Here is a 21,118-nt window from a genome sequence, read left to right as displayed (position 1 = left end):
GCCTGGATTTTTGCTGCCCCTTTGTTACGCATTTTACATGAGTTTGGATCGAGTGATCCAACCGCCGGTTTGGCGCGTAAGTGTTCCTAGGAGAGTAACATGTCCCTTGAACAATCGCGAAGCCAGCTATCAGCGCCGTCGATATCGCCAAAAGTTGGTGTGGTAATTGCCATGCCCAATCGCAGCGATACAGATGAAGTTTTAATCGAAAAAGTGCGCAATCACCGCGACCGGGATGCGCTTAATTCGCTCGCGTCGCATTACGGCCCGCGCCTTAAATCCTGGCTTGTTTGTCGCGGTGAAGACTCGCATGCCGCGGAAGATATCGTTCAGGACGTTATGGTCACCGTTTGGGTGAAGGCGAACAAATATGATCCATCGCGCGGCAAATTTTCGACGTGGCTTTTTCGCCTAACGAGAAACCGGTGGATTGATTGCAAGCGAAAATCACAACGAGTGGACGTTACCGCCCCGGATGACCTCGTCGCCCTCGTAGATGGCGCAGTTGATGGCGCGGACGCAGCGTTTGACCAGAACGAGATATCCGCCGCAATTCACAAACAGCTCGCCCTGCTACCGGCTGAACAAAAACATGTACTCTACCTATCATTTTTCGAAGGGCTTTCGCATGGCGAAATCGCCAAAAGAACCGGTTTAGCGCTTGGAACCGTAAAAAGCCGGATCCGCGCACCATTGAAAAAAATGCAGGAAAGCATGACTGAGTTTTCGGAGTATTTTAATGACTAGCACGAGTTTATCACCCCGTCACACCGCAAATGAAGAATGGCTCGCGTCATATTCATCGGGCACGCTGACGCCGGCGAAAAGCCTGTTGATTGATTGTCAGATGGCCATCGCGCCGGCGATTGCGGCGAAGATAAATGTGTATGACGAGATTGGCGGCGCGTTTATAGAAAGCGCAAAAGGCGAAGATCTGTCTAATGACTTTCTTACGCGTTTGTCACTTGCGCTACCTGACAGTGATATGCCCGCCCATGCCCCATCAGCAACTGCGCGTGATCAAAGCCGTGCCTCTGGCTGGATTCCATCCCCGTTACAGAAATTTCTAGAAACTTCAGAGATCGACCTGAAGTGGAAGAAGAGCGGCCCCGGCGTCGAGCGCGCCCCGCTACTGGGTGAAGATGGGGAAAGGCTTTATTTGCTGAAAGCGAAACAAGGGTTGAAATTACCGGTTCACACTCATCGCGGACAAGAATGGACACTTATTCTTCAGGGCGGATACAATGTGAATGGCGAAAATTATGGCGTTGGTGATCTTCATTGCGAAGATGAAAATTGCGTTCACCAACCAATCATCGACGCCCATGGCGAGGATTGTATCTCACTCGTGGTCGACGAAGGCGCGTTGGTTTTCAAAAACCCAATCTATAAAATTATCCAGCCGCTTCTTGGCGTCTAAAAAATGACCTCCAGCGCAATGCCGGAGGTCAATCTCAAATGCTAGGCCGGTAGCTTATAGTCTTTGAAAATTTTTCTAAGCTCGGTCTTCAAGACTTTCCCTGTCGCCCCAAGCGGAATTTCATCGACAAATTCAACTGCATCCGGCCACGCGATCTTGTCAATTTTGTCTTTCAGGAAATCCTTGATTTCCTCTGGTCTCGGATCATGGCCTTCTTTTTTAACAACAATCAGCAATGGTCTTTCTTGCCATTTCGGGTGATGCACACCGATCACGCCTGCCTGTGCAATACCGGGGTGCATCAGTGCCGCATTTTCAATGTCGATTGACGAAACCCACTCGCCCCCAGTTTTGATGACGTCTTTGGATCGATCCGTGATCTGCATGAAGCCTTCTTCATCGATGATCGCCACATCGCCTGTGTCGAACCAGCCATCGTTGGTCAGTGTCTCGCCTTCAGCTTTATAATATTCGCCGATAATCCACGGTCCACGCACCTGAAGGTGGCCATCAGACACACCATCATGCGGCAATTGTTTTCCTGCCGCATCGACAATCCGCATATCAACAAAGGGAAGCGCCCTGCCCGCCTTGAGCTCATAAGGGATCCGCTCATCAAGTGGGAGTTTTTTCAGGTGTGGCGGCAACGAGTTAACCGTTCCAATCGGCGACATTTCGGTCATGCCCCAGCCTTGGCGAAGATGTACATCATATTTTTCAAAACCGCGGATCAAGGCTTCGGGTAACGCCGAACCACCGCTTAAGCCGGTTTTCAAATGGGTCAGTGTTTTGCCGGTCTTTTCGAGATATTGAAGCAACCCAAGCCAAACCGTCGGTACACCGACGCTGTAGGTCACTTTTTCATTTTCAAGCATTTCATACAGTCCCTCACCATCAAGGCGCGGACCAGGGAAAACTTGTTTAAGGCCAACCATTAAACTCGAATAGGGCGTATTCCATGCGTTCACATGAAACATCGGCACAACCGGCAATATCGAGTCGCCTTCATCAACGCCTAACGCCGTCGGGAGCACACTCCCGAACGCCTGCAAAACCAATGCGCGATGACTGTAAACCACCCCCTTTGGATCGCCAGTCGTCCCCGAAGTATAGCACATGGCAACGGCTGTATTTTCATCAAATTCAGGCCATTCAAATTGATTGCTAGCCGGAGCAATAACCTCTTCATAAACATGCGCCCCGCCTTCCGGGGCATTATCGCTATCGGTCATTACGCAATATTCTTTGACCGTCTTTAACGCCGGTTTCAATGCTGCAACCAAGGGAGCAAAGGTAATATCATAGAAGAGAAACGAATCTTCGGCATGATTGATAACGAAGGCCGCATTTTCTGGCCCCAGGCGCGGATTGACCGTGTGCAAAACCGCACCAATGCCGCCAATCGCGTAATATAACTCGAACTGGCGATGGGTGTTCCAACCAATCACGCCAATTCGGTCACCGGGCTTTACGCCCATATCAATCAGCGCATTCGCCAATTGCGCAATTCGCTTACTCGAATCGGCAACTGTATATCGATGGATGGGACCTTCGACCGTGCGCGTGACGATTTCGGTGTTCCGATAATTTCGCACCGCGTGTTTTAGGATCTCGGTCGTCAAAAGCGGCCGGTCCATCATTAGTCCCATCATAGCGTTTTCCCTCTCCATTCGGTCGCCTAAATCGATATTTTATACCACTACCCCGGCAATCATTCGATTTTAAGGCATCATTCTTCCCCCAATAGAGCCTAGGAGAGCGGTATTGGTCAAATAGACAATGCACCAAATTTGGGCTGGAGATCTCGTTTTACGCCGGCCTAATTTGCAACCGGAATCGCAGCACGCAAAAGCTCGTGTTGACGTTCCTCGCCGGGAAAATCTTCGTCGATCCATCGCGCCTCAATCGACGCAAGGAGCGCAGAAATCGCGGGTCCCGGCGGGACACCGGCAGCAACAATATGTTTTCCGGAAATGGCGAATTCGGGCACTTCGATAGTGGAGATCAACTCCATCACACGCCTGAATTCTTGCGCAGGCAGACGCTTATTTGCATATGCCAGCGTTAGCCCGTCTGCAAAACTATCCTTGCCGAGCCGATAAAGCTGCGCGCGAATTGTTTTTTGATCAAAAGGCGCGCGGAGTTTTTTGAACGCATCCAAGGCATTTTCGCGAATAGCCTTTTCCGCATTGGAGGTTCTGAGCCGTTGGTCAATCCCGCTCCCCGCGTCGCCATAAAGCGCGGCCAGCAGCAGCGGTACCGAAGCCGCTGCATCGACTTTTTTGATGCGCTCTAACGCATCCAAATCTGCTGGGCTTTGCCAAATCATCGGCAAGATTGCCGTTTCCTTCATACCTTCAAGGGCAAAGCGCGCTTTGGGAAGCCGCAGAATTTGCGAAAACTCCTCGCCAACCCTTTCTGCCGATAGTGAAGAAATTCCGTCCTTTAAGGCCATACACGCCGCAAGGCCTGCCGGATCAAACCCCTCGCAAAATCTGGCAGAGAATCTGAAAAACCTCATTATACGGAGATAATCCTCTTTTATTCTCTCCTCCGCATTTCCGATAAAGACGACGCGCCGCTGCGACAAATCATTGACACCACCGGTCGGATCGAACAATTGCGCATCTGGCGTTAAATAAATCGCATTTACAGTGAAATCTCGACGCTTCGCGTCCTCAGCCCAATCATCTGTAAAGGCAACGGTCGCGCGCCGGCCATCCGTTGAAATATCTGACCGCAGCGTTGTTATTTCAATCGCCTTATGATCCGCGATGGCTGTGACGGTCCCGTGCTCCACACCCGTCGGCACCGAACGCAACCCGGCCTTCGCAAGCAGGTCTATAACCTGCTCGGGACGCAATGTTGTTGCCGCATCAATATCTTTCGGGCGCTGCCCCAACAGGCTGTCGCGGACACAGCCGCCCACAAAACGAAGCGCACCGCTATCGGCCGTATTAAAGGCTTTTATGATCTTTTCGACATGCGGATCCCGTAGCCAGGAAAAATGTTCTCTCTGACTATCCGTCAACGGAACAAGGGATCCACGGTCACTCATCTATCTGTCTCGAGACGTGCCTCTTGCACAATCTCTGCAAAACTTCGCAAAATTCCCGCAGTCAGCCCCCAGATATGATAGGAGCCATAGGGCGCGGCATACATTTTGTAATTTACACCTTCATGGACCCGGTCTTCAGTAATGTGATTGTCCAGGTTCGCGATAAAATCGAGCGGCACTTCGAAAATTTCGTCCACTTCCCTCGGGCATGGTTTCAACGGCGCCGACGGATCAACCAAGCCGACAACTGGCGTAACCGCAAACCCAAGGCCACCCATATGAACACCGAGCGAGCCAAGCACTTCAACGGATTCGGGCGCAATATTGACTTCTTCATGGGCCTCGCGAAGTGCCGTCGACACCAGACCATCATCTTCCGGCTGCGACTTTCCGCCAGGAAAACTAATCTGCCCGGGATGAGAAGGCATTTTAGATGACCGCACTGTCAAAACGATATTCAGGGTCTCTTGCCTAGGCACAAGCGGTATCAACACCGCCGCATCTTTGCGCTCGTTGCTCCACCGTTTCTCAAACCGCTTATCCCCCACGAGGTCCGGATTGATCTCGCTGAAGAGTTCACGCACGCGGCTTGATGTGGCACTGCGCAAATTCGCCTCGATTCTGGACTTCAGGATGTCAGCAGAATCGGCGGTAAAAAAGGGTTCGTTACTCATTTGATTGGTCTATCGGACTTCCGTCAAAAATTTCGTCTGCGGCACCAAAAGCAAAAAACTCGCCCGCCGAGCGGACGCCAAAGACTGCCTCGCCGTCAATTTCCTCAATTTCGCCGAGACTAACAAGGTCATAAAAAACCGGCCGCGCAATCAGCGCCTCAAGGCCGGCTCTTACATGGATATAGGGTTTACCTTCGGCATTTGTAGATGGTTTTCGAAATTCGATGGGATGCTCTGGTCCGGCCACCACTTCGTCGCCAACATTTGTCGTAAATTTTAAAGTCCGGTCATCGTCCGCACCTTCGACATTCATCAGAACGGCGAGAAATGGCGCGTCCTCGACGGTGATCCCGAGCTTTTCGACCGGTGTCACCAAAAAGTGCTTATCGCCCTCGCGCTTTAATACCGTCGAAAACAAACGGACTAATCGTGCGCGTCCAATTGGCGTGCCCTCATAAAACCATGTGCCATCGCTTTTGATGACCATGTCGATGTCACCGCAGAAATCCGGATTCCACTTTTCGACAGGCGGAAGAGATTTCCCGTCTGTTTTTTCAAGTTCGGCCGCATATCGCATCAGGTCAGTCATATGAAAAAACCGGCGTCGTTTTTGACGACGCCGGCCCTTGATTGTTAATTTGCGTCGCTTACCGCATTGGAAGCTACGCCGCGTTTATTCGCAAGTAATGCAACGGGCATAAGCGCCATTTGGATCGTTAAATTCTTCAAAGAACACTGTTTGATCTTCAACCGCTTTCAGCAGTTTTGTCACCATGCCTCGGGATTGTTCCGACGTGCCAAGCCCCAATGCTGCGCTGGCCTTGACGGACAGGTTGCCCAAAAGAATCTCGAACGGCGTGCGTTTTTCACGCAGATCGACAATGTCATATTTATCCAGCTTGGCTAGCTTCGCCGCAGCTACGATCGCATCGTCGAATGTGCCGAGATTGTCCACAAGTCGAAGGTCTTTTGCGCGTTCGCCGATCCAAACCCGGCCCTGCCCGACTTCATCGACATAAGATTTTTCAAGCCCGCGACCATTGCCGACAACAGTTAGAAAACGGTCATAGCCATTTTCAACAGACAATTGGATGATCTCGCTCCCGGCCTCGGGAAGTGGCCCAACGCCGGTTGCAAGCATCGGTGCCAGAGTCGTTGTTCCAACACCGTCGACGAATATGCCAACCTCAGCCGCTGTATTCTCGAAAGTATTGAAGTAGCCAAAAATACCAATTGAGCCCGTAATCGTCGTTGGCGATGCCCAGATTTCATCCGCATCCGCCGCAATCCAATAGCCGCCCGAAGCCGCCAAAGATCCCATCGACGCAACAATCGGTTTGCCGGCCTTTTTCAAGGCGAGGATTTCGTCTCTGATAATATCAGACGCGAAAGCCGATCCGCCCGGACTATCAATCCGCAATACGACCGCTTTTACTTTTTCGTCCTCACGCGCTTTTTTGAGCGTAGCGGCTAACGTATCGCCGCCCACCGCACGACCGACAGGGGCCTCTCCATCAACGATTGTCCCCGCAGCGGTAACAACAGCGATATTGGGCGCAGACCCGTCCGTTGGCCCATCTTGCGCGACTAGATAGCGCTGGAAACCGACCTTCTTGAACGATTTTCCGTCTTTTGATTTGCCGAAAAGCTCAATAAGCTTTTCGTTCATCTCAGCGCGGGACATCAACTCGTCAACGAGACCTGTTTCAAGCGCCGCTTTCGCAAAGTCACCATCGACAGACCTCATGATTGGGCCCAAATTGTTCGCGTAATTCTCGATTGTGCCAGGTTCAAGCCCACGCGCGGTATTTACGCGGTTCGCATATTCACGCCACAGAACGTCAAGATAGGCTATGTTAGCCTCTTTCGCCTCTGGCGACATATCATCACGGATGAAAGGTTCAATCGCAGATTTGAAAGTACCTACTCGGAAGACATGGCTGGTGATTTTCAACTTTTCAAGGAACGATTTGAAGTAAGGTCCATAAGCACCATAACCATATACAACCAGATTACCGTAATCATTCATGTAGATTTCATCAGCCGTCGACGCCAATAGATATTGGTCCTGACTGTAGTAATCACCGACCGCGACGATCTTTTTGCCGCTTTCTTTAAACTTTATGAGTTCATCATTGATGTAGTGCAATTTACTGGCACTGCTCATTGATGCGCCGAACGAGCCGAGATCAAGCACGATGCCCTTGATCCGCTTGTCGTCTTTCGCGCCCCGAATGACTTTAACGATGTCGTGAACGGAAATTTGCGATGGCTCATTGATGCCATACGCTTCATCGCGGAATACTTCGAGCGGATTGACCTCCTCGGTCATTTCAACAAGGACACCATTCGGATCGAGGACTAATGCCGCGCCATCAGGGATAGATACAGATACTTTGTCGCCTTCGGCATCGGCGATGCCATTTGTGACGCTGACAAGAACACCAACGAACAGCAGCAGCACAACGAGACCAATCAACCCTTGCAACAATAGCAAAGTGCCGATGACCAACTTTGCAAATCCCTTTACAAAGCCCCAAACTGTAAATTTCGACTCGTGATCAGACACAAATGTCCCCTTTTACTCTCCGCCACACCCAAATATCAGGCTCGGCAATTTTGGCCTCTCGAAAACAAGCGCCAAATCAATTTCTAATCTTCGCCAAATTGACGAACCCCCGTTTGAACCCGGGACCAATTCGATAAAATCCCGCGAGTTCATTGAGATATGGTAATGACATTGGGCGTAAACCCGCAAGTGGCAAGGTTATTTTCGACAATACGTTCACTTTCCTTGCTAAGCGGTTCTTTACCCTTCGTTCAGCCGTGCTATTCCAAATAAAGACCAAATTCGAAGCCCTTACCGCACCATATATGAGCACCGCATGACAGAAACCCAAGCTACCCAAGATCTATTGCAGAAATTTGATGAGATTTCGGTAAAATTTGGCGGGGCGAAGGCCGCACTCGGCAAGGTTGTGTTCGGTCAGGACGAGGTGATCGACCTCACACTTGCTACACTTGCCGCAGGGGGCCACGGTTTATTAGTCGGCGCGCCGGGACTGGCAAAGACCCTATTGGTCACATCCGTGGCGGATTTGCTGGGTTTGTCGGCGAAACGAGTACAATTCACCCCGGATTTGATGCCCGGTGACGTGCTCGGCTCGGAGGTTCTGGAAGAAAGCGCGTCCGGACGGCGCGAATTCCGTTTCGTGCCCGGACCGATCTTTTGCCAACTCCTGATGGCGGACGAGATCAACCGGGCAAGCCCGCGAACCCAATCGGCGCTTTTGCAGGCCATGCAGGAGCAGCATGTCACGGTCGCGGGCGAGCGGCATGATCTTCCCGCGCCATTCCATGTTCTCGCGACACAAAATCCGATCGAACAGGAGGGAACCTACCCTCTGCCGGAGGCGCAGCTTGATCGGTTTCTCTTGCAGATTGATGTTCAATATCCTGATCTTGATTCCGAACGAAAAATGCTGGCGGCAACGACCGGCTCTGATCAAAGTGATGTCAGCGCGGTGATGAGCGCAGATGACTTGATCGCCGCACAAAAATTGGTCCGGCAAATGCCAATCGGCGAGCAGGTGGTGGATGCGATATTGAAGCTCGTGCGCGGTGCCCGCCCCACCGATGATGCCAATGAAAAGGTAAAACAATTTGTGGCCTGGGGTCCCGGTCCACGGGCAAGCCAAGCCTTTTCGCTCGCGGCGCGGTCGCTTGCGCTGATCGAAGGGCGACACGCACCTTCGCTTGATGATGTTCGCCGCTTGGCGGGGCCGGTTTTGCGTCACCGTATGGCATTGAATTTTTCCGCACGCTCTGAAGGTATTGATGTGAACAGCTTCATCGAAGACCTTGTCGCGGGGGCGTGCTGAACGAAAGGCGTGCCGACATGCCGTCAACACGATCACCAATAGATATTCAGCATGCGGCCGAAGATGCGGCGGCGCATTTCCCTGCGCTATTGTTGGAAGCTGAGCGCATTGCACATTCTGTTGCGGTCGGCCTGCATGGGCGGCGACGGGCCGGACCGGGCGAAACCTTTTGGCAACATCGCCCCTATGGGTTTGGTGATCCGGTATCCAGCATTGATTGGCGCCAATCTGCGCGCGCTGCGGATCGGTTATATGTGCGCCAGAATGAATGGGAAGCCGCCGCAGCCGCTTATTTCTGGCGCGATGGATCGCAATCGCTCAATTTCGCCTATAACCGCCATACACCCACAAAACGCGAACGCGCTGACATCTTGATAACGGCGCTCACGATCTTGCTCTCTCAAGCGGGCGAGCGGATTGGCTTGATATCTGAGCGCACACACCGACGTCCGTTCCAAGGCCGCACCGCGCCGGAGCGGATGCTTGAGGCGCTGGAGATCGGACGTTTCGCGGACCATAGCGATATTCCAACAACGAATAGCTTGCCCGCCGGGACACGCACTGTTTTTGTCAGTGATTTTTTTGCGCCGCTGGAAACCGTGGAACGTTCGGTGGCGGCATTCGCGAATAGTGGCGCGAAGGGAATTTTGTTGCAGATCTGCGATCCGTCAGAGGAAGACTTTCCTTTCGAAGGCCGTGTCGAGTTTCGTGATCTGGAAAGCGACGCCCGCCTGACATTTGGTGACACGACCGCGTTGCAATCCTCCTACAAAGAGAAATTCAACCTTCATCGGGAAGGGTTAGTCAGTATCGCCCGGAAATATGGTTGGACATTTACGGCCCATCGCACTGACTATCCACCGCAGACCGTTCTTCTTTCGATGTTCACCGCGCTTGCGGATCTACGCGGGTGGAATTCATGATGGGCGCATTGAGTTTTACAACGCCGCTGATTTTATCCGCGCTGGTTACGCTGCCATTCATTTGGCTATTGCTGCGCGCGACCCCGCCGTCACCGAAAAGACAGAAATTTCCGGCCTTTGTCATTCTCAAACAATTACAGTCCGTACGCGAGACACCGGACCGGACGCCGTGGTGGCTATTACTTCTTCGGCTGTTCATTGCCGGCCTCATCATTATCGGACTTGCCGGACCGATTTTGAATGCACCGCCTATAGGCGAGAGAAGTGGCCCTATTATCGCGGTTATTGACGACACGCTTGTGGCGGCACAACATTGGTCAAAATGCCGAGACGCAATGTTAGAAGCGGCGGCGGAAGCCACCCAATCGGATCGGCCATTCTTCCTGATCACAACAGCCCCCAAGCGCGAGAGTGCAGCAATTGAACCGCTGACCGGTGAAGCCGTTCGAAAAATCGCAGACCGGCTGGAGCCGCAAGCTTTGTATTCTGATCGGAATGCAGCGCACAGCCGACTTGCAGAGCTAGAGCCCTATCTAAACGAGCGCGCCGATATTCGTTGGTTCTCTGACGGATTGGCTGGCCCTGATGATCAAGCGCTAGCGAATAGACTAAAAGAATTTGGTGATCTTTCTGTTTTTATTGATAGGGCCGCACCCAAATTTATCCTGCGGCCTGCGGAACGAATTGGCGACAGCCTGAATTATCGTGTTGAGCGGTTGCGCGCGTCCGGACCGATTGATGGTGCGTTGGTCGCTATTGCTCGTGATGGGCGGGAACTCGCGCGGGCCGAGTTTGAAATGGCCGACGGTGAACGCGACCGTAACGTCACAATAAACCTGCCGCTCGCGCTCGCGAATGACCTTTCAATTGTCCGGATCGAAAATATTTCTTCAGCCGGTGCCGTCCAACTAACGGATGCGCGCAACCGCCGCGCCTTAATCGGTCTTGTGAACGGGGCCGACCGCGCGAGTGAAAGCCTTTTATCTGGCGCTCATTATATCCGCCAGTCACTCAGCCCCTATGCGGCGTTTATTGAGGGCAGTTTGCAAAACCTGCTTGAGAGCGATGCATCGGTGATCATTCTCGATGATATTGGCAAACTCCGGACGAGTGAAACAAACGCGCTACGCGACTGGATAGAAAGCGGCGGCGTCCTCATTCGTTTTGCGGGCCCCGTATTGGCCGAGGCCGCACAAGGCGAATCGCCCGAATTGTTGCCGGTAGCCCTTCGCGGCGGCGGGCGCGCCTTTGGCGGTGCGTTAACGTGGGAAACTCCACAAAAGTTGGATGACTTTTCTGACGACAGCCCCTTCACCGGAATTGCAATTCCCGATGACGTTCTCGTTCGCAGACAGGTTCTTGCGGAACCGGGCGGCGAAACAACCAACAAAACATGGGCGCGCCTGATGGACGGAACGCCATTGGTCACCGGTACGCGTACCGGCGCTGGCGTCATCGCGCTGTTTCATGTGACTGCTACCCCGGATTGGTCAGACCTGCCAATCTCGGGCCTTTTTGTGGAAATGCTCCGCAAGCTAACCTTCCTCTCGACGATAGGGCCCGATGCGGTCAACGATCAGGCCGAGGTCAGATATCCGCCCCTTCGATTACTTGATGGGCAAGGCCGATTAATGCGCCCTGACGACACGGCGGTCCCCCTGACGATCTCGCAACTTTCCGACACGCCCTCACCAATTCGCGCGCCCGGTTTTTACGGAGCACAAGAATCACCGCTCGCATTAAATGCAATTGATATGGAAACAGGCTTCAGCGAACTCAAATTAGATGGCGTTGCGCTCAAACCTTATGTTAGCGCGCCACCGCGTGATCTCCGGCCGCCATTTATTTTAGTCGCGCTGCTTTTATTTCTGCTCGATGGATTGGTCGCGCTCAGATTAAGTGGTGCGCTTCGTATGCGTGCATCCGCTATGGTCATAGCCATTGCGATTGCAGCCACGTTCAATCTGAATGACGCGGCTTTCGCACAACCCTTGGATCGACCAATCGCCGGACGCACGGCCGACGCAGCACTCACCACCCGTCTGGCCTTCATTGAAACCGGCGACCCGGGGCTTGATAATTTGGCTGAACAGGGTCTCGCCGCATTAAGCCGGGAATTGCACCGCCGCACGGCCATCGAACCAGCCCCGCCTGCCGCCATTAATCCTGATACTGATGATTTGGCGGTCTATTCTTTCTTATATTGGCCAATTTCAGGCGACACCCCTGTTCCGTCCGATGCAGCCCTCGCCAATATCGAAAATTTCATCAATTTCGGCGGCTTGTTGCTCATCGATACCCGCGATGATGAGCGATTTGTTGGGGCCGGGACGACACCTGAAAGCCAAGCCCTTCAGCGGATTTTGAAAAGCCTGAACATCCCGTCCCTGACCCCTGTCACCAATCAGCATGTATTGACGCGCTCTTTTTACCTGCTCAATGGATTGACCGGTCGCATGAACAATAATCCTGTCTGGGTTGAAGCGGATACAAGCGGTTCAAATGACGGCGTTACGGGCGTCATTATCGGCGGGCGCGATTGGGCGGGTGCTTGGGCCGCCGATAATTTTGGCAGGCCGATGCGCCCGATGACCAGCGGCGGGCCGCGCGGCCGCGAACTCGCCTATAGGGCCGGCGTTAATATGGTCATGGTTGCCTTCACCGGGAACTATAAATCCGACCAAGTGCACACACCGATTTTGTTGGAGCGCCTAGGAAAATGAGTTTTGCGCCCACCGACATTGTGTTTGACAGTATATTTCCGACCTGGGTCGTGGTGACGCTTTCAATCGCCGGTGTCCTTTTCAGCGGTATTGGCATTATCAAGAATTGGCGGTCGGGCCTTTTGCGCCTGTTGGCTGTGGCCGCGTTGCTGATGCTTCTTGCCAATCCGATCAAGCGAGAAGCAGAGACGACACCGCTCGAAGATATTGCTTTAATTCTCGTTGACCAATCTGCGAGCCAGCAACTCGACGCGCGTTCTCGTGTTGCGACCAGTGCCGCCGAAAGTTTGCGCCAACGGATAGAGGCGCTCGAGAATGTATTGATCGAAACGATTCCCTATAGCGGCGACGTAGAAACCCGAACAATAAATGCCATCCAGCAAGCGATGGCTGATACGCCGCGCCAGCGATTGGGCGGTGTTTTTGTAATCACCGACGGCCAAACGGTAGACGCCGGTGAAATCGCATCCATGACGTCAGTCGATGCGCCTATCCATGTTCTAACGACCGGCAGCGAAACCGAAACCGATCGGAAAATTACGCTTATCAACGCTCCCCGTTATGGTATCGTGCGCCAATCCGTACGCGTCTCTTTCCAAATCGATGACTTCAGCCGCGACGATATTGTCGTGTCCGATCGTAACTCATCGGTGGTCACGCTGCGGGTCAATGGCGAGGAAGTACTTAGCGAGGCCGTACCGTTAGGAACAGAGGCCGGGTTTGATGTTCCTCTCAATCGGCCGGGCCGGACGATTATTGAACTCGAAGCCGAAGAACGCAGCGGTGAGTTGACGACGCGGAACAATATTGCGGTTCTTCCGATTACGGCTGTGCGTGACCGCCTGCGGGTATTGTTGATCTCAGGGGAGCCCCACCCCGGTGAACGCGTTTGGCGGAACCTTTTAAAGTCAGATCCCGCTGTCGATTTGGTTCATTTCACAATCCTTCGCCCAATCGACAAAAATGATGGAACGCCAGTCGATGAACTTGCGCTCATTCCTTTCCCGCAAGATGAGCTATTTATCGACAAGCTCGATGAATTCGATCTTCTTATCTTTGATCGGTACACCTATCGCGGCGTATTATCGTCATTCCATTTCGACAATATTGCGCGCTTTGTGGACAATGGCGGGGCCGTCCTGATTGCGTCGGGTCCGGAATATAATGGCCCGCTTAGCTTGGCGATGCGGCGTAATCTTTCATTTATTTTGCCAGCCCTCCCGACCGGGCCAGCGGTAGAAACAGCTTTCCGACCACTTGTTTCCGATATTGGCAAGCGCCATCCAGTTACGGCGGACCTTGATGACGAAGACATCTGGGGGCGATGGCTGCGATTGATGCCGGTCACGCATTTACGCGGCGAAACACTCCTGACAGGACCGAACGATGAGCCGCTCCTTATCCTTGACCGGATTGGCGAAGGACGCGTCGGGCTGTTTCTGTCCGATCATGTCTGGCTCTGGGCGCGCGGCTTTGATGGCGGCGGGCCGCATGCAAGCTTGCTGCGCCATATCGCCCATTGGCTCATGAAGGAACCAGAACTCGAAGAAGAAGCCTTGAACCTGAGCGATTCCGCAGGAAGTCTGTTGGTCGAGCGCCGGACGATTGAGGAAGAAGCGCCAAATGTGACCATCGAGTTTCCGAGCGGTGAAACGCGGGAAGTAATCTTGTCGGAAACCGAGCCGGGCCTGTTCACAGCGAAACTCGATAATGTTGAAAGCGGCCTTTATCGCGCAAACTCCGGAGAGTTATTTGCGATTGGTGCAATCGGACTGGGCTCGATCCCTGAGTTTCAAAATGTCGTCTCGACCAGAAACTTGCTTGAGCCCTTGGCGCGCCAAACCGCGGGCGGCGTATTTGCAGTCCGCAGTGCTTCATCTGTAAATCTTCCCGATATTCGGCGCGTGAAGCAAAATACTAAAAATCGTGCCGGCGATGACTGGGCCGGGGTCACAATCCGTGACGCAGCACGCATCGAAAATGTAAAAGATGCCCCGCTTGTGTCGCCCTTCATCTGGCTCGTTTTGCTAGTCTTAACCCTATTGGCTGCCTGGATGATAGAAAGTGGGCGGTTTGCAAAACGGCAGTCCGATTTGCATTAGGGTTAATTGCCGCAAAGTCCTTCGATCAGCAATCTGATAAATTTAATCAATTACTTAACACGGCAGAAAACTACGCTGCGGTAATTTTCGTCTTCGGTTTCCTCAACAAGAAGGAGCAATACGCGTGGCGTTTGCTTTGAAAAAGACCTCTAACGATGCGGCGTCCGATAACGTCGCAAACCGCAAAAAACGCAGCCCCCTCGCTGGCTGGTTAGGCAAAAAGGCGATTGACGACGCAGACGACGGGATTCCGCAGATGGATGTCGCAGCGGGGCTCGATCGTGCTTTGCGCAATCGCAAAGCCGTCATGAGCGAACCAGACAATGACCATCAGGAAAATCCGGTTCGCGAGACTTTATCCGCAATAGAAGCTGCGCTTTACGCGGTTGACCGTATTCGAGACATTCTTGAACAAGCGTGCGAGGTCGTGATTTCCGCCAAGGATGTTGACGATATTGGTGGGCGGGCACTCCTCGCGGAAAGTTATGACGAACTGCGCCTTTCCATTAATGAAGCGCTTGAGAAGAGCGATCCGCGCGCGGCGGCACTTATTGGCAAAAACCAACACCATCTGGACGTAACACTTGGTGGACGGACGAAATATTCCGTATCGCCAGTTCGCCTTGATATCGGTGAAAAGGGCTTGAACCTCGCCCCGCCCGTGAATGCCTTTGCGAATTTCGATGAAATCGACGCGACGCTATCGCAATTGGATTACGCGCTCGGGCGCGCCGATAATGCCGCCGCCAGCTATTGCCGTGATGCGCAATATCTGATTGCGCGAATGAAAGTCGAAATCGCGAATATCTGATTACAGATCGTGAATACAGGTTTCACCGTTAGATGGCCGTGAAACCCGAACCTGGACGAGACCGGGAAAGCGCGGCTTGAGCCGATCAGCAACCCACCGACAAATATTCTCAAGGGTTGGTCGCTCCAACCCTTCGATCTCGTTCAGAAGACGATGATCAAGCGCCGTATGGAGTTCCGCCAAAGCGTCATTGACGTCGCCAAAATCAACGACCCAACCCGTGTCTTCTGATTGTTCGCCTTCGATCATGACTTCCAGTTGGAACGAGTGACCATGCATGCGCGCATAAGGCCGGGCGTTGGGCTCGGCCTGATCGCAATCATCCAAAAAGTGCGCTGCATCGAAACTCATCGACTTGATGATGCGCATAAAGGTCCTCTTTCTCTCACCACCCAACTCAGGCGACTACGGCATACCTACAAATTTGTGGGTTTGTAGGCTCAATCGCCACTTAGGATGGGTTTTGCAATAGTCTATCGCCGCCGCCGTATTTGCGTCACGGGAGGGCCCGTCCATAGGCTGCAAATAGAAAAAGTCAAATGCCAGCCCTTCAAATTGCTCCGGCAAGGCATCTTTCTGGCGATAAACCAGTTTGAGCTCATTGCCTGAACGCTGAACAAGCGGGGCAGTCGATTTCGGGCTAACGCAGATCCAGTCGATACCTTCGGGCGCGGCGATTGTGCCGTTTGTCTCGACCCCAATTTCAAACCCGGCCGCATGAAAGGCGTCAATCAAGGGCTCGTCTAACTGCAAAAGCGGCTCTCCGCCGGTACAGACAACATAAGGTTTGCTGTTTGGGGCGTACTCTGGCCACTCGGCTTTCACCGCTTCGACCAGCGCCTCGGCGGTCGCGAACTTACCGCCACCCGGTCCGTCTGTTCCGATAAAATCGGTATCACAAAAGGTGCAAACCGCCTTTTCGCGGTCTCGCTCAAGGCCAGTCCAAAGGTTACAACCCGCAAATCGCAAAAAGACCGCCGCGCGCCCAGAATGTGCGCCCTCGCCCTGTAGGGTGTAATAAATCTCTTTTACTGCGTAGGTCATATGATCGCTTTGCGGCTGAAACGGCCCTCCCCTAACGGAAAGAGGCTCTAAGGTCAGCCCTAAAATTCCGAAAGCGGCTTAATTTCGCGAACCACCTAAATGAAGCTGACGCGCCGCATCGAATAAAAATGCCGCTGAGAGGCCAAACAACAAAAACCCGTTCGCCGCTGTGGCCCCGGCTAAAAGACGCCAGCCTTCGGGCAAAAGGACGTCTCCAAACCCCAAAGTGGTGTAGCTCGACGCCGAAAAATAGAGCGCCGTTTCCAGAGTATCAAACAGATCAAAATGGAGGAATGTCAGCGCCCACATCCAGATTTCGATCGAATGGGCAGCCATCAGCCAAGACACCAGCAAAACAAGAACGATACTATCACGGAAAAACCGGATGCTCCCACGCGCTTGTTGCGTGGTAGCCCGGAACACCGCCGCCGCCGCAGCGACAAATACGCCGTGCACAAATGTTGTCGCAGCAATGAGGACGGCGGACGTTATGAGTTGAAAATGTAAGTCTGCGCCTGTCATTTTTTCACCGTGACTTGTCCCATTATTGGACTGCACTCTCGATCAAATCGACCAAAACAGTATTCGAGCGCATCAACATTTATGTTAACCTACGCTTATGACCGACAAAAACAAAGCCAAGCTCCTGTCGAGTGGCAATCCGCAAATCCCTAAAGGTGACGGCGATGCGCCTGTCCAAGCCTATATTGCCGCCATGCCGGGATGGAAAAGCGATATTGGTCGCCGCATTGACGACATCGTAAATCAAAATTTCCCAGCCATCCAAAAGGCCGTCAAATGGAATACACCGCTTTACGGCAAGGAAGACGGCTGGTTTATGGCTATGTATTGCTACAAAAAATATGTTCAACTGACCTTCATGCGCGGCACGTCTTTAACGCCAGTGCCGCCGGTCCCTTCAAAAGTCGATGGAACCCGGTACCTCAACATTTATGAAGATGACGAACTGGACCAGGAACAGATCGCGGATTGGGTTAGACAAGCGTCAAAATTGCCGGGCGTAAAACTCTGAAGATAATAATTTTTCCGTGTCCGACGGTCTAATTGCTGATGCCGCGACTATTCGCGGCTGACCTATTTCGCTCGCTTAACAGCTTTCATGATCAATTTCAGACGGCCATTCGCCCGTTTGATCGCATGATCGAGGTCTTTGAGGTTTTCAGCCATTTCGCCGGTTTCGGCCTCTTCCGCATCGAGCAACTCTTTGGCCGTTGCCAATTCTGACGCTAACGCCGCCAAACCATCGCCATCCGGCGCCATCCGCTTGATGGTTGCTTCCGGCCCATTCTCACTTCGGGGCAAAAATGCGCCAGTGAGTGCGCCGAGCAGAAATCCTGCAAGGGCCAAAGGCCACCCATTGGCCAGCATTTCAAAAACCGCATCTAAACTCATTGGCTATCCGCCTGTTTACTCACACCAATTACCGCAGGATGGCGCGATAATCGAATACTTCACAGCTTCATCAAGCAAGGGACGGGCCAAAACGCAATCATTAACCTGAATACAGAAAAACCGCCCGCGCAATGCGCCGGCGGTTTTAACCATTCATTGGTTGGCAAATCGCGAATTAACGCGGTGCCATAACCATTATAATTTGGCGGCCTTCCATTTTCGGATATTGCTCAACCTTGGCAATTTCCTCAAAATCCTCTTGCACGCGCTTTAGCAAATCTGCGCCGCGATCCTGATGCGCCATCTCCCGGCCACGGAATCGCAACGTCACTTTCACCTTATCGCCTTCTTCGAAGAAGCGCTTCATCGCCTTTACCTTCACGCCATAGTCATGCGCATCGATATTGGGACGCATCTTGATCTCTTTGATCTCAACGACTTTTTGCTTCTTCTTGGCTTCAGCTTTTTTCTTCTGTTGCTGGTATTTGAATTTTCCGTAGTCAAGAATCTTACAGACTGGCGGCGTCGTATTCGGTGACACCTCTACAAGATCAAGGCCGGCTTCAGCGGCGATCGCAATCGCCTCATCGGTTGCGACAACCCCACGTTTTTCGCCAGTATGATCAATCAACAGGACCTGTGGAACGGCAATGTCTTCATTGACGCGAGGTCCGTCTGATTTGGACGGCGGGGCTGCAAATGGTCTGCGTGCTATGGACTTCTCTCCATTGGTTGCTCTTGGACAAAATTCTGCCGCCATTTCGGTGAGAAACGGTTAACCGTCATCCCAAAATGTAACAGAGACGTGGATATATAAGGTTTTAGCCCCATCAATCAACGGGCTTCAGCGACCAACTGGTCGCTATGGGCATTATTAATTAGCCCCATATTATCAAGGGTCCGCCAGACAAATGACGGCTCAATCGCGCCAAGGTCATTTTCGGCCGTCAGTGTCACAATATGCCGGCCTTCGGCATAATACGGTGATTTTGCAGGGCAAATCACCGCCCCCTCGCAACCAACACTTAGGGCCAGTTGCATTTCGTCCGATACGTCACTCACAAAAAATGCTGCTTCCTGGGCCAAAGCGGCCAGTTGCAAATGATCGGTCTTGCCCGACAAATCGAGGAGTTGCGGCGCTTCATTCGCGATTTCATCGCCAAAGCCATGCAGATTCTTTGACCCCGCGAGAACCGGCATAAACCCGGATTCGGCCATTTGCCGCGCCAATCCCGCATAGCCAGATGCGCTCCATCGGCGCGCGCCATCTTCGCTCGGCAGTAATAATCCGAATGGTCCCGAAATACCGTACCAAGACGGCTGCATATTCGCGCTGTCTTTGCGGGCAGAAACCGCCCATCGCAGATCGGGCAAGCGATCATCGACGCTCAGCCCAGACAGTTCAGATATCTTTTCCAGATTCGGTAGCGGTAATGGCTGCGCGGATTTTGGGTTCGGTTTTGGTGCCTGTTCTGCCGCAAACCATTTTGGCCGGAAGGGCCCCATCGCGCTGCGAAGCCGACGGGCTGCCGCATCGCCAGAGAGGTCGTAAACACGCTCGAATTTCGACGCTTTCAACTGACGCACAAATTCTTTTCGCGCTTCGCGGTCGCCCATATTAGGCATCGCCGCGACTTGGTCGAAATAGGGCGAAGCACGCGCAATACGCTGAAGCCCTTGCGTCGTCAGTAAGCTTATTTTGGCTTTAGGATAGGCATCCCTGATCGCTTCGAAATATGGGTCCGCTGCAACAAACCCTCGAAGGCCATCAGTTTTAATAACGAGAATATTATTCTGCTTACGCCCTAACATCCCAGATCACGCTCGTTCCGCCAAAAGCTCACGATAAACCCCAATCGTCGCATCGCACATCGCGTCCGATGAAAACAGGCTTGTCGCTCTTGCCCGGCCCTTTTCCCCCATTGAACGCCTTTCTTCAGGCGTCAAATTCATCATCCTGAAAATACCATGCGCCAAGGCATCGCTATTATCAGGCGTCACCAACAATCCCGTCTCTCCTCGAATGACGGTCTCACGAACGCCGCCATGATTTGCTGCGATGACAGGCTTCTCCATCGCGCTTGCCTCAATAGCAACACGGCCAAAGGCTTCTGGTTTCGTCGATGGAGCTAAAACGATTTCGGCCCAAGCATAAGCAGCCGGCATATCGGCGCAATCGCCCCCCATATAGACCATCTCACGAACCCCACATTCGTCAATCAATGCGCGCAACTGGCTTACAAAATCGCCTTTGCCCTGCGCGCCCCCGCAAAAAACTAGCGCCAAAGGCTGACCTTGACCAGAGGTGTTTCCGTTACCGAGGCGAACTAAAAGCTTGGAAAGCGCCTCAATCGCGATTTCATGCCCCTTCCAAGGCGTTAACCTTGCGGGCAACAAAAGCTTCACACCGACTTTTTCCGGCACGCCCCATTCATTCGCAAGCGTGTTCACCCGGTCGGCGGACACCTTTTTGGGGTCAAAGGTTCGGATATCGACCCCTCTGGGGATGACGCGCACGATATCGCTCAGCGTATGGTCAGTCGCCAGAATGCGCTCTGCGGTAAAGTGGGAATTGGCGATGATCCGGTCCGCCCGCAGCATCGAAGAGTTATAAAACCGCTTGATCCTTGATTTCGCCGAATAGGCCCCATGATAGGTAGAGACGAGCGGGATACCGGTTTTTCTTGCCGCAAAGAGTGCACTCCATGCAGGCGCACGGGATCGCGCATGTATAATGTCGACCTTTTCCCGCGTTATGAGCGCGCTTAAGAATTTGCCATTTTGCCAAATTTGCCACGGGTTTTTCGATGCGACCGGCGCGATAAAGACCCGTCCGCCAACATTCTCGATATTTTTTACGAGCCGCCCACCAGCGGTAACGACGATCGCATTACCACCGGAACGGGTTACCGCATCCGCAATTTCTAATGTTGTTCTCTCTGCCCCGCCCGCATCCAAACGCGGAATGACTTGCAATACGGTTTTCTCGAAACGGATCATGGTAAGATCATAGAGCGTTTTCGCTAATCTCAAATGCGTTTTTTTGGCCGAATGAAAATTTTGACAAAA

The 21,118-nt window shown here is 52.8% G+C and carries 20 protein-coding genes; 8 read left to right on the top strand and 12 right to left on the bottom strand.

The genetic code is table 11. The features are described 5' to 3' along the window. The first annotated feature begins 99 nt into the window (after positions 1 to 99). Both ABFZ83_RS14935 and ABFZ83_RS14930 read left to right on the top strand, forming a co-directional pair. The gene (locus ABFZ83_RS14935) at positions 100 to 747 is read left to right on the top strand and encodes an RNA polymerase sigma factor (RefSeq protein WP_411817350.1); all 648 of its coding nucleotides are present in this window, start codon (positions 100 to 102) and stop codon (positions 745 to 747) included. Beyond that, positions 740 to 1,420, top strand: a complete 681-nt coding sequence (locus tag ABFZ83_RS14930; protein WP_411817349.1) for a ChrR family anti-sigma-E factor — start codon at positions 740 to 742, stop codon at positions 1,418 to 1,420. The genes ABFZ83_RS14935 and ABFZ83_RS14930 overlap by 8 nt, the downstream gene beginning before the upstream one ends. A gap of 41 nt (positions 1,421 to 1,461) precedes the next feature. Here ABFZ83_RS14930 and ABFZ83_RS14925 read toward each other — a convergent pair whose 3' ends face one another. The 5 genes from ABFZ83_RS14925 to sppA form a co-directional block, all read right to left on the bottom strand. Beyond that, positions 1,462 to 3,072 carry a long-chain fatty acid--CoA ligase gene (locus tag ABFZ83_RS14925; RefSeq protein WP_411817348.1) on the bottom strand — a complete coding sequence of 537 codons (1,611 nt, stop codon included), beginning with the start codon at positions 3,070 to 3,072 and terminating at the stop codon, positions 1,462 to 1,464. A 167-nt stretch (positions 3,073 to 3,239) separates the two neighbouring features. After that, positions 3,240 to 4,478, bottom strand: a complete 1,239-nt coding sequence (locus ABFZ83_RS14920; protein ID WP_411817347.1) for a CCA tRNA nucleotidyltransferase — start codon at positions 4,476 to 4,478, stop codon at positions 3,240 to 3,242. Next, entirely contained in the window at positions 4,475 to 5,152 is a 678-nt protein-coding gene (locus ABFZ83_RS14915) for a CoA pyrophosphatase (protein ID WP_411817346.1), read from the bottom strand. The genes ABFZ83_RS14920 and ABFZ83_RS14915 overlap by 4 nt, the downstream gene beginning before the upstream one ends. After that, entirely contained in the window at positions 5,145 to 5,741 is a 597-nt protein-coding gene (locus ABFZ83_RS14910) for a DUF1285 domain-containing protein (RefSeq protein ID WP_411817345.1), read from the bottom strand. The genes ABFZ83_RS14915 and ABFZ83_RS14910 overlap by 8 nt, the downstream gene beginning before the upstream one ends. A gap of 84 nt (positions 5,742 to 5,825) precedes the next feature. Continuing rightward, positions 5,826 to 7,721 (bottom strand): signal peptide peptidase SppA, encoded by a 1,896-nt coding sequence (sppA, locus tag ABFZ83_RS14905; RefSeq protein WP_411817344.1) that lies wholly within the window; start codon positions 7,719 to 7,721, stop codon positions 5,826 to 5,828. A gap of 316 nt (positions 7,722 to 8,037) precedes the next feature. Between sppA and ABFZ83_RS14900 the strand changes: the two genes are divergently transcribed. The 5 genes from ABFZ83_RS14900 to ABFZ83_RS14880 all read left to right on the top strand — a co-directional run bounded on the left by ABFZ83_RS14900 (position 8,038) and on the right by ABFZ83_RS14880 (position 15,592). Further along, on the top strand, positions 8,038 to 9,033 hold the full coding sequence (locus tag ABFZ83_RS14900) for an AAA family ATPase (RefSeq protein WP_411817343.1): 996 nt from the start codon (positions 8,038 to 8,040) through the stop codon (positions 9,031 to 9,033). 17 nt (positions 9,034 to 9,050) lie between these two features. Then, positions 9,051 to 9,956: a DUF58 domain-containing protein gene (locus ABFZ83_RS14895; protein WP_411817342.1), complete on the top strand. Its 906-nt coding sequence runs from the start codon at positions 9,051 to 9,053 to the stop codon at positions 9,954 to 9,956. Next, positions 9,953 to 12,679 (top strand): DUF4159 domain-containing protein, encoded by a 2,727-nt coding sequence (locus ABFZ83_RS14890; protein WP_411817341.1) that lies wholly within the window; start codon positions 9,953 to 9,955, stop codon positions 12,677 to 12,679. The genes ABFZ83_RS14895 and ABFZ83_RS14890 overlap by 4 nt, the downstream gene beginning before the upstream one ends. Further along, entirely contained in the window at positions 12,676 to 14,781 is a 2,106-nt protein-coding gene (locus tag ABFZ83_RS14885) for a hypothetical protein (protein ID WP_411817340.1), read from the top strand. The genes ABFZ83_RS14890 and ABFZ83_RS14885 overlap by 4 nt, the downstream gene beginning before the upstream one ends. Positions 14,782 to 14,905: 124 nt before the next feature. Further along, positions 14,906 to 15,592: a hypothetical protein gene (locus tag ABFZ83_RS14880; RefSeq protein WP_411817339.1), complete on the top strand. Its 687-nt coding sequence runs from the start codon at positions 14,906 to 14,908 to the stop codon at positions 15,590 to 15,592. On the opposite strand, the gene queD is transcribed toward ABFZ83_RS14880, so the two are convergent. From queD to ABFZ83_RS14865, 3 genes are all read right to left on the bottom strand, one after another. After that, on the bottom strand, positions 15,593 to 15,961 hold the full coding sequence (gene queD / locus ABFZ83_RS14875; protein WP_411817338.1) for a 6-carboxytetrahydropterin synthase QueD: 369 nt from the start codon (positions 15,959 to 15,961) through the stop codon (positions 15,593 to 15,595). A gap of 36 nt (positions 15,962 to 15,997) precedes the next feature. Continuing rightward, positions 15,998 to 16,636 (bottom strand): 7-carboxy-7-deazaguanine synthase, encoded by a 639-nt coding sequence (gene queE, locus ABFZ83_RS14870; RefSeq protein ID WP_411817337.1) that lies wholly within the window; start codon positions 16,634 to 16,636, stop codon positions 15,998 to 16,000. A 78-nt stretch (positions 16,637 to 16,714) separates the two neighbouring features. Next, positions 16,715 to 17,158, bottom strand: a complete 444-nt coding sequence (locus ABFZ83_RS14865; RefSeq protein ID WP_411817336.1) for an ion channel — start codon at positions 17,156 to 17,158, stop codon at positions 16,715 to 16,717. Positions 17,159 to 17,255: 97 nt separating this feature from the next. On the opposite strand from ABFZ83_RS14865, the gene ABFZ83_RS14860 reads away from it, so the two are divergent. Then, on the top strand, positions 17,256 to 17,669 hold the full coding sequence (locus ABFZ83_RS14860; protein ID WP_411817335.1) for a DUF1801 domain-containing protein: 414 nt from the start codon (positions 17,256 to 17,258) through the stop codon (positions 17,667 to 17,669). Positions 17,670 to 17,731: 62 nt separating this feature from the next. On the opposite strand, the gene ABFZ83_RS14855 is transcribed toward ABFZ83_RS14860, so the two are convergent. The 4 genes from ABFZ83_RS14855 to ABFZ83_RS14840 form a co-directional block, all read right to left on the bottom strand. Then, entirely contained in the window at positions 17,732 to 18,049 is a 318-nt protein-coding gene (locus ABFZ83_RS14855) for a hypothetical protein (protein WP_411817334.1), read from the bottom strand. A gap of 175 nt (positions 18,050 to 18,224) precedes the next feature. Next, positions 18,225 to 18,809, bottom strand: coding sequence for a translation initiation factor IF-3 (infC, locus tag ABFZ83_RS14850; RefSeq protein WP_411817333.1), 585 nt, complete (start codon positions 18,807 to 18,809; stop codon positions 18,225 to 18,227). A 74-nt stretch (positions 18,810 to 18,883) separates the two neighbouring features. Further along, positions 18,884 to 19,861, bottom strand: a complete 978-nt coding sequence (locus ABFZ83_RS14845) for a glycosyltransferase family 9 protein (RefSeq protein ID WP_411817332.1) — start codon at positions 19,859 to 19,861, stop codon at positions 18,884 to 18,886. 6 nt (positions 19,862 to 19,867) lie between these two features. After that, positions 19,868 to 21,082, bottom strand: a complete 1,215-nt coding sequence (locus ABFZ83_RS14840) for a glycosyltransferase family 4 protein (protein WP_411817331.1) — start codon at positions 21,080 to 21,082, stop codon at positions 19,868 to 19,870. Between the last annotated feature and the right edge of the window lie 36 nt (positions 21,083 to 21,118).

The organism is Hyphococcus formosus, from assembly GCF_046736345.1.
GTDB classification, from domain to species: domain Bacteria; phylum Pseudomonadota; class Alphaproteobacteria; order Caulobacterales; family Parvularculaceae; genus Hyphococcus; species Hyphococcus formosus.
The sequence above is the reverse complement of the archived record's forward strand: the minus strand, read 5'-3'. Positions and strand labels throughout refer to the sequence as shown.

Excerpts from the sequence above, each read along its gene's own strand:
- ABFZ83_RS14855 (WP_411817334.1), bottom strand. The coding sequence starts at position 18,049 with ATGAGTTTAGATGCGGTTTTTGAAATGCTGGCCAATGGGTGGCCTTTG.
- ABFZ83_RS14915 (WP_411817346.1), bottom strand. The coding sequence starts at position 5,152 with ATGAGTAACGAACCCTTTTTTACCGCCGATTCTGCTGACATCCTGAAG.
- ABFZ83_RS14920 (WP_411817347.1), bottom strand. The coding sequence starts at position 4,478 with ATGAGTGACCGTGGATCCCTTGTTCCGTTGACGGATAGTCAGAGAGAA.
- ABFZ83_RS14890 (WP_411817341.1), top strand. The coding sequence starts at position 9,953 with ATGATGGGCGCATTGAGTTTTACAACGCCGCTGATTTTATCCGCGCTG.
- ABFZ83_RS14885 (WP_411817340.1), top strand. The coding sequence starts at position 12,676 with ATGAGTTTTGCGCCCACCGACATTGTGTTTGACAGTATATTTCCGACC.
- ABFZ83_RS14900 (WP_411817343.1), top strand. The coding sequence starts at position 8,038 with ATGACAGAAACCCAAGCTACCCAAGATCTATTGCAGAAATTTGATGAG.
- infC (WP_411817333.1), bottom strand. The coding sequence starts at position 18,809 with ATGGCGGCAGAATTTTGTCCAAGAGCAACCAATGGAGAGAAGTCCATA.
- ABFZ83_RS14930 (WP_411817349.1), top strand. The coding sequence starts at position 740 with ATGACTAGCACGAGTTTATCACCCCGTCACACCGCAAATGAAGAATGG.
- ABFZ83_RS14865 (WP_411817336.1), bottom strand. The coding sequence starts at position 17,158 with ATGACAGGCGCAGACTTACATTTTCAACTCATAACGTCCGCCGTCCTC.
- ABFZ83_RS14860 (WP_411817335.1), top strand. The coding sequence starts at position 17,256 with ATGACCGACAAAAACAAAGCCAAGCTCCTGTCGAGTGGCAATCCGCAA.
- ABFZ83_RS14925 (WP_411817348.1), bottom strand. The coding sequence starts at position 3,072 with ATGATGGGACTAATGATGGACCGGCCGCTTTTGACGACCGAGATCCTA.
- ABFZ83_RS14935 (WP_411817350.1), top strand. The coding sequence starts at position 100 with ATGTCCCTTGAACAATCGCGAAGCCAGCTATCAGCGCCGTCGATATCG.
- queE (WP_411817337.1), bottom strand. The coding sequence starts at position 16,636 with ATGACCTACGCAGTAAAAGAGATTTATTACACCCTACAGGGCGAGGGC.
- ABFZ83_RS14910 (WP_411817345.1), bottom strand. The coding sequence starts at position 5,741 with ATGACTGACCTGATGCGATATGCGGCCGAACTTGAAAAAACAGACGGG.
- ABFZ83_RS14845 (WP_411817332.1), bottom strand. The coding sequence starts at position 19,861 with ATGTTAGGGCGTAAGCAGAATAATATTCTCGTTATTAAAACTGATGGC.
- queD (WP_411817338.1), bottom strand. The coding sequence starts at position 15,961 with ATGCGCATCATCAAGTCGATGAGTTTCGATGCAGCGCACTTTTTGGAT.
- ABFZ83_RS14895 (WP_411817342.1), top strand. The coding sequence starts at position 9,051 with ATGCCGTCAACACGATCACCAATAGATATTCAGCATGCGGCCGAAGAT.